General features: G+C 65.1%; 3 protein-coding genes. 2 read left to right on the top strand and 1 reads right to left on the bottom strand.

Annotation, left to right across the window (positions count from 1 at the left end):
• Both M3498_09550 and M3498_09545 read left to right on the top strand, forming a co-directional pair.
• Positions 1 to 759 (top strand): alpha/beta hydrolase (locus M3498_09550; GenBank protein MDQ3459525.1); only part of this gene is annotated, 759 nt, incomplete at its 5' end.
• 30 nt (positions 760 to 789) lie between these two features.
• On the top strand, positions 790 to 1,659 hold the full coding sequence (locus M3498_09545) for a DUF6282 family protein (GenBank protein MDQ3459524.1): 870 nt from the start codon (positions 790 to 792) through the stop codon (positions 1,657 to 1,659).
• 12 nt (positions 1,660 to 1,671) lie between these two features.
• Here M3498_09545 and M3498_09540 read toward each other — a convergent pair.
• Positions 1,672 to 2,711: beta-galactosidase trimerization domain-containing protein (locus tag M3498_09540; protein MDQ3459523.1), on the bottom strand; the 1,040-nt coding region annotated here is incomplete at its 5' end.

Genomic DNA, 2,711 nt, shown 5'->3' with positions numbered 1-2,711 from the left:
GTGCTCACCCATGCGGGCTACGCGGTCTTGGGCTTCGACTACCGCGGCAACGGCGACAGCGAGGGCGTGCCCGGACGCATCCTCATGGAAGAGCAGTGGCACGACATCGAAAACGCCATCACCTTCGCGCTGGTCCAGCCCGAAGTGGACGGCGGGGCGCTGGCGCTGCTGGGCTGGGGCATGGGCGCCGGCAACGTCATCCAGGTGGCTGCCGGAGACGAGCGGGTGACGGCGGTGGCCGCGCTCAACGGCTTTTACAACGGCAACGACTTCCTGCTCTCGCGTCACGGCGAGGAGGGCTTGAGCGCGCTAAAGGGACAGCTCGAGCAGGACCGGGTGGAACGGGTGTTGACCGGCAAGAGCCGCTTTACCCAGCCCTTCGTGGTCTATCCCCTCGACCCCGACACCGAAAAGGAGGTCGACGACAACTTGAGGCCCGTCCCCGGCTTCGGTCCCAACACCTCCTTCGAGCTCGCCGACTCGATCCTGCGCTTCGACAGCGAGGCGGTCGTCTACAAGATCGCGCCGCGCCCGCTCTTCATCGCCCACGGCAGGGCAAACCTCCTGCACCCGCTCGACAGCGCCCTGGCCGTCTACGGCCGCGCCGGCAGGCCCAAAAAGCTCCTCCTCGTCGAGGGCAAGCACAACGACTTCATGAGGCTGAGCCATCCCCAGTTCGTGGTGCTGATGGACGCCTTTTTGACCTGGCTGACCACCTACGGCCGAGGCTTCAAGCAGACCGCCGAGACCCGTCCGTGAGTGAGAGCTGTTTATGAGCGAGAGTTGGTTATGAGCGAGAAGTGGTTTCGCGGGGCTATCGACATCCACATCCACAGCAGCCCCAGCATCTTTCCCAGGCTCTACGACGACCGCGCTCTGGTCGCTGAGGCCGCCCGCGCCGAGATGGCCGCCGTGGTGCTAAAGGCCCACGAAGACTCGACGGTGGCGCGCGCCAAGCTCGCGGAGAGCGTAGACTCGCGCGTCAAGGTCTATGGCGGCGTGGTGCTCAACCACTTCGTGGGCGGCTTGAACCCCTTTGCTGCCGAAGTGGCGCTGGCGCTAGGCGGCAAGGTAGTCTGGATGCCGACCATGCACGCCGCCAACCATATCGCCTTTTACGGCGAGGCGGGCTACAAGGAGCAGCGCATGGCCTACCGGAGCAGGCCGGCCCCGCCCATCTCGGTCCTGGACGCGCAGGGCAGGCTGAAGCCGGAGGTCGTCGCCATCCTCGAGGTCATGGCGGCTCAAGGCGGCGCGGTGCTGAGTAGCGGCCACCTGAGCGCAAAGGAGACGGCCCTGCTCTTCCGCGAGGCCAAAAGCTACGGCCTCACGCGCCTGGTGGTGGCCCACCCCGAACTGCCGCTGACGGGTTACAGCCTCGACTTCCAGCTCGAGATGGCGGCACTCGGGGCCTTTATCGAACGCTGCTACTTGCCTCATCTGCCCGCCTGGGGCGGCTACTTGGTAGCGCGGACCGCCGCGGAAGTCCGCGCCATCGGCGCGGCGCGCTGTCTGCTCTCCACCGACCTGGGCCAGCGGGGCAGCCCGCCGCCGGCTGAAGGGTTCAGAGCGTTTGGCCGGGCTCTGCTCGAGCATGGCCTGCGCGAAGAGGAGCTGCGCACCATGATGGTCGACAACCCGACCACGCTCTTGTCTTGACCGCAAAGGCAACTAGCCTTCAACCACGACTTTCACGTCCCAGGGAGCCAACGAGAGCTCGTCGCCGACTTCAAGCGGCGCCCCGCTGAACAGCTCAACCCCGCCCGCGGAAAGCGCAGGGATGGTCCGCGGGGACATCGACCAGTTGTGAAAGAACCACAAGCGTTTGCCGCTCTTTGCCAGGGCGGTGGTCACGCGAACGGACTCAGGAAGATTCTGGACAAGGGGCCTGATGCCGGCCTGCTTCAGCACCCATCCGGCCAACGCTTTACTCAAGCCTGGGTTTGGCAAGGTGCCGACATAGGTGATGCGCCCCTTGCCAAGGGCTTGCGTGGTGACCTCGGGAAACCGACCGAGGTGAGGATGGTCGTAGTAGGCGAGGGGGGTCGCGCCTTCCAGCTCGAGACCGTCGGCCCAGGCTTCGGCCCGCGCTTCCGGCGGCATTTGGAGTGCATCAGCGAATTCGTCCTCTCCCGTGTTCAGGCCTAGTGGCGACACCAGATTGGAGTATTCGTTGTAGCTTGCACCGACCGCCGCGCGGAGCAGGCCGGGCGCCCGTTGCCAGCGGGCTCGAGCGTATTCGTCCGCGTAGCCGCTCCGGAAGGAAAGAAGCAGGTGGCCGCCGCCTTCCGCGTAGTGCAGCAGCCGCTCGAGGAGCGCGTCGTCGGCAATGTAAAGCGCGGGCGCGATGAGGATACGGAACGCCTCGAAATCCTGCGGTGGGTGGATGATGGCGGCACGAGCGTGAACGTCGAAGAAACCCTGATAGAAGGCGTTGAAAATGCGCTGGTAGGAACGCCTGTCCGGCTCGACTTCGGCCCGGTTGGGCACCAGCAGGCAAGGTTGCGCCTCCAAAGCATACTTGCTGTCTTGAGAGTACAAGAAGGCGACGTCGGACTCAGGCTGCAAATCCGTCAGGAGCTCGTCGTGCCGTTTAAGCTCATGGCCGATGCGGCTGAGCTCGTGGTAGCAGCGGTTGGGCTCCAGGTCGTGGTTGAGGATCCCGTGAGAATAGATCTCGTGCCCGTAGTGCAGGGAATGCCAGTGCCAGT

It is taken from the genome of Deinococcota bacterium (genome assembly GCA_030858465.1).
GTDB lineage: Bacteria > Deinococcota > Deinococci > Deinococcales > Trueperaceae > JALZLY01.
The sequence above is the reverse complement of the archived record's forward strand: the minus strand, read 5'-3'. Positions and strand labels throughout refer to the sequence as shown.